General features: G+C 52.2%; 3 protein-coding genes. All 3 read left to right on the top strand.

Annotated elements, in window-relative coordinates; translation table 11 throughout:
• A partial coding sequence (locus VMT62_00440) for a tetratricopeptide repeat protein (GenBank protein HVN94873.1) occupies positions 1-1,420 on the top strand: 1,420 nt, incomplete at its 5' end.
• Positions 1,421-1,864: 444 nt separating this feature from the next.
• On the top strand, positions 1,865-3,469 hold the full coding sequence (locus VMT62_00435) for a metallophosphoesterase (protein ID HVN94872.1): 1,605 nt from the start codon (positions 1,865-1,867) through the stop codon (positions 3,467-3,469).
• 461 nt (positions 3,470-3,930) lie between these two features.
• Positions 3,931-4,923: a tripartite tricarboxylate transporter substrate binding protein gene (locus VMT62_00430; protein HVN94871.1), complete on the top strand. Its 993-nt coding sequence runs from the start codon at positions 3,931-3,933 to the stop codon at positions 4,921-4,923.
• Positions 4,924-4,988: the final 65 nt, after the last annotated feature.

The following is a 4,988-nucleotide window of genomic DNA, read 5'->3' as shown; positions in this document are numbered from 1 at the left end:
CGTCAAGAATATCAAGGAGCCGGTCAGGGTATACCGCATTCTGATGGAGCCGGGGGTTAAAGAGGTCACCGCGGATAAAAGGGATAAGAGACCATGGCAGCGGCTGGCTCTCCCCTTAGGGGTTGTCCTGATTCTGGTAGTCGCTCTCTTCGCGGTCTGGCGTTTACACCTGCGTCCCACGGCCCCTCCCGGAGAGGTTGTCTCCACGGAGAAGATGGCCTTCCCTCTTCCAGATAAGCCCTCCATTGCGGTGCTACCCTTCGTGAACATGAGCGGCGATCCTGAGCAGGAATATTTCAGTGATGGGATCACAGAGGACATCATCACCAACCTATCCAAGCTCTCCAGGATCTTTGTCGTCTCCCGGAATTCCACCTTCCTGTACAAAGGGAAACAGGTAAAGATTGAGGAGGTGGCGAAGGACCTTGGAGTTAGCCATGTGTTGGAAGGGAGCGTGCGTCGAGCGAGCGGCAGGGTGCGCATTACCGCCCAGCTCATCGATGGCAAGACAGGGCAGCACGTATGGGCGGATAAATACGACCGGGAGCTGAAGGACATCTTTTCCGTGCAGGATGAGGTTACACGGAAGGTGGTCTCAGAACTCGCTGTAGCTTTGACGACGGCTGATACAGATCGCCTGCCTCGCAAACACACTGAAAGCTTTGAAGCCTATGATTTATATTTACGGGCCAAAACGGAACAATATGTGCACAAAAAGCAAAACACTCTCAAGGGAATAGAGATGTGTCAGCGGGTCATAGACCTGGATCCCAATTTCGCAGGCGGATATCAACTTCAATCGTTTCTGGTCAGCAGAGGTGTTCGGTTTGGATGGTTTCCCCAGGAAGACCTCAAAAAGGCATTGGAGCTGGCCCAGAAAGGAATATCAGTCGATGACAAATTTCCGGCGTCATACATGGCCTTGGCGAGTGTCTATTTGATGCAAGGTAAACACGATGATGCCCTTGCCGCAGCGAATCGAGCGGCAAATATACAACCAGGCGACTCTGATACGATAGTATGGTTGGGGTATTACCTTAATTGGGTCGGCCGTGGAGAGGAGGCAATTGCAGCAGTCAAGAAATCAAGAGAGCTAAATCCCTTGTACCTATCTGAGGGATACCCAGTTTATGTGGACTTTATGGGCCAATCCTGCTTCACTGCTGGGCTCTATGAAGAGGCGATTTCGAACATGAAGAAAAGCATAGAATTATATGGGTCCTCCGTCAGTCGGGATCCATTTCTGATCGCCTCATACAGTATGCTTGGAAGGATGGAGGAAGCCAAAGAAGCAGCCCAGCAGTTGCTCAAGCTTGACCCAACCTTTTCCCTTTCATCATGGAATTATTGGCGCATGTATAAGAGGTCTGAGGATAGTGAGAGGCTATATGGCGCCTTGCGCAAGGTGGGGCTCAAGTGAGAATACGGTGGCTATGCACATTTCCATTCGTAATCGCTAGTCCCAGGAGTTATCGTAGGGCGTTGACTTGTAGGTGAAGTCGATACTATTCAAACAGAAAAATTCTTGCTGCTGTTTTTACCAAATTCTGCTTCACGCTCTTATTTCGGTATGACCACTAAATCGGGGACGGCGCAGAGGTTCTTTCCGTGAAACAGGCCATTCTGGAGAGGCACATGGCCTTAGTAACACCAAGCGAACCAGGCGAGAAGCCGGTTCACACACAATTAACGCATTCTTAACTGTCTTCTAACGTAGGCCTGCTATAAAGCGTGAAACTAAGCTCAACCAACAAAGGAGCAGACTATGAAGAAGTTCCCTAACTTCACGGTGCTATGCGCGCTGCTGCTCGCGGTGCTCTTAGGCACCACCAGCGCTTCTGCCGACGCCTGGAAGTTCGCGGTCATGGGCGATACCCAGTGGACGTGCCCCACTGATCCCGCGGGGCAGAACCCGAACGGCGTCCCAGCTTCGATCATCAACCAGATCAACCGGCGGCTCATCGAGCAGGGCGTGAAGTTCGTCGTTCAGGTAGGTGACCTGACGGAGAGCGGCAACAATGCTGACATTGTAATCAGGGCTCGTGCGGCACAGCATCTCTACACCGCGGGCATCGGCTTCTTCCCCATGCGCGGCAACCACGAGACGTCTGCAAAGCCCGACGGCAGCAATAGTTTTGCGATACCCGCTATCCAGAGCAACTTCCCACAAACACGGGGAGTCGGCAACACGTTTGGCGCGACGAACTTCAGCAGCCCCACTGCAGTCAGTGCTGACCTCGATGGCATGAGTTATTCTTTTGACTATGGCAACGGCCGTTTCGTTATTATTGATAATTGGGCAACGCCCAGCAAGAGAGTCGACGCGGCCAACTACCGCTATGGCCACTCTATTGCAGATCAGCAGGCCTGGATCAGTAACCGTCTTAACAAGAACACACGGGGCACGACGCACGCCTTTGTCTTCTCCCATCAGAACCTCATAGGAGAAAGCCACCAGGATTCGATCTTCACGGGCTACACAAATGAGAATCCGGTTATGCAGAACGACTTCTTCGCGAGTCTCATGAACAACGACGTGAAGTACTATATCAGCGGCCACGACCATATCCATCAGCGTTCCATCGTGGCCAGCCCGGACGGCAACTCCACCGTCGAGGAGCTCATCACAGCTTCCAACAGCAGCAAGTTCTATACGCCCAAGTCCCTGGCCGATGCCAAGTGGTACGGCCAGAAAAGCCGCGAAACCTCTCTTTCCCAGGAAATGTACACCATCGGTTACTACATCTACACCGTTGACGGGCCCCGCGTGACCGCCGATTACTACTCGGACGATCATGGCAACTGGGCATCCGACAAATGCTACCCTGACGGCAGAACGCCCCAGTCATGCGCGGTGGCCGGTAACCACATTACCCCCACGTTCAACTTCGTGAAGAAGGAAACCTGGGGGTACAGCCAGAACGGTAAGGAAATTCTGGTGCCTCAGGGTGGAAGCTACGTGTTGACCGATGACACATCGAGAGCCGTTGCGAACGGCGAATCGGGTTACAGGCGCACAAGGGCCAAGATCCTCAGTGGTACCAACGGCAGTGTCAAGAAGGATTACAACGACCGGCAATTGACCAAGACCGTCGATACCGGGTGGGTACCCAAGGACAACAATCTCCTTGCAAGCGATATCTTTACGCTCTGGGGCATGGCCGACTTGGGCGCCGACAAGACCGATGCCTATACCCTTTCCATAACGTACAACCCGCACCTGGCCAAACATCCCGGCAAGGCCAGTTTCGGCATTGGTACCAAAGATATCAAAGGTACCTGGGTCAATGCCGTTAACAACAACGTCGGCGGGACCAAGAAGTTTGTAAGAGGCCCATGGAAGTCGAGCTATGGTCTCGGCACTTACGGTGTCGACCGCCGAACGAAAACCGCGTGGGCGGTCGTGAACTACAACGCCAGTTTTGCAGTCGCCAACGGCATTGAGCCGGTACCCGGTCATAGAAAGTAGCTGACATTGGTCATATCCACTCTTTGAAGCGCAATTCTGGATAGCGCAGAGTCCGCCGGATGTGAAGCGTACCAAGCGGCTTCGTGGCGCCTGTCTTTCTTCCTCTTCTGATGAACAGGTCAAGCGTTTTTCACGGCTGTCTAGAATTCTCGTTTCGAGACTATGTGTAGAATGTGTCCGAATATATTGTTAAACTGGTTCATGGATGTCCCGTCGGGGATTTTATTTATTTCTGGTCGATTTAAATTCCACCTGCTCGGGTGCCCCCTTCAAGGTTATTTGGGACGGGAGTGCTTCTATACAGCGACTGAAGAACATTCGATCACGCATCGATGCTCTTTTTGTATTTGATTCGTCCGTAAGTTCATGCAATAGTGGTAATGTTGCGTCGGCCAAAGCCCCATGTAGTTTGAGGATGATAGAAGATAGGATTAAAGAGACCGATTCAAAGGAGGTGCACCATGAAAGGCAGAGGATCTACAATGAGAAGTATACTATTGTTGTCCGGGATTTTTTTGTTACTAATGCCCACCGTTTCGCCTGCCCAGCAATACCCGACGAGACCGGTGAACATTTACATCGGAATGGCTCCGGGTGGGGCGCAGGATCCTTGCATTCGCGGGATAGCCGCGGCAGCTGAGAAGTTCCTGAGTCAGCCCTTTGTCGTGTCGAACAAGGGCGGCGGAGGAGGATCGGTCTGCTACGGTCTCATCGCAAAGGAGAAACCGGACGGCTATCATCTCGCGGGCACATCCTCGGGTGGTCTCCTGTATGTTCCGCAAGTCCGGCAGGTCTCCTACACATTAGACGATTTTACGTTCATCATGACTTTTGCAAAGGCGCCTCCCACGGGTTTACTGGTTCAGGCAAGCTCACCGTGGAAGACTTTCAAAGAGTTCGTCGATTATGCGAAGAAAAACCCGGGGGCGATCAACTATGGAACATCAGGCGTTGGCGGACCTCCGCATCTGGCTATGGAATACGTTGCCAAACAGGAGGGGATCAAGTGGACCCATGTTCCCTTCAAGGGTAGCAGCGAAGCATTGACAGCATTGCTTGGAGGCCATATACAAGCCCAATCGGGCGGAGTTTTGGAAATCATAGATTATGTCAAGACGGGAAAAGTTCGCGTGCTGGGAATCCAGGATGACAATCGTGCGAAGTCTCTTCCCGACGTGCCGACGTTCAGGGAGCTGGGGTACAATTTTGTAGCTGAGTTGTACTATCTTTTCTCAGCGCCCAAGGGAACGCCTGCAAACGTGGTGAAGAAGCTGGATGAGGCATTTCATAAGGGGATGGATGATCCGAAATTTCTCAAAATCATGAAGGACCTGGAGATGGAGGTTGTCTATCGTAATTCCGAGGATACGAGAAAATTTCTGAAGAGTGCCTATCCCCGTCTCGAACAGTTCGTCAAGCAGCTCAACTTGCCGAAGGAGTCAGACGGCAAATAATGAAAGTGTACGACCGGGGGAGCAGCCTTTTCTGGCTGCTCCTTTCCACATATGTCTCTATCGCA

Source organism: Syntrophorhabdaceae bacterium (genome assembly GCA_035541755.1).
Lineage (GTDB): Bacteria > Desulfobacterota > Syntrophorhabdia > Syntrophorhabdales > Syntrophorhabdaceae > PNOF01.
This window is presented reverse-complemented; position numbering and strand designations above follow the sequence as displayed.

What these genes read in the sequence shown, in the direction of transcription:
- VMT62_00435 (HVN94872.1), top strand. Translation starts at nt 1,865, where the DNA reads ATGGGCGATACCCAGTGGACGTGCCCCACTGATCCCGCGGGGCAGAAC.
- VMT62_00430 (HVN94871.1), top strand. Translation starts at nt 3,931, where the DNA reads ATGAAAGGCAGAGGATCTACAATGAGAAGTATACTATTGTTGTCCGGG.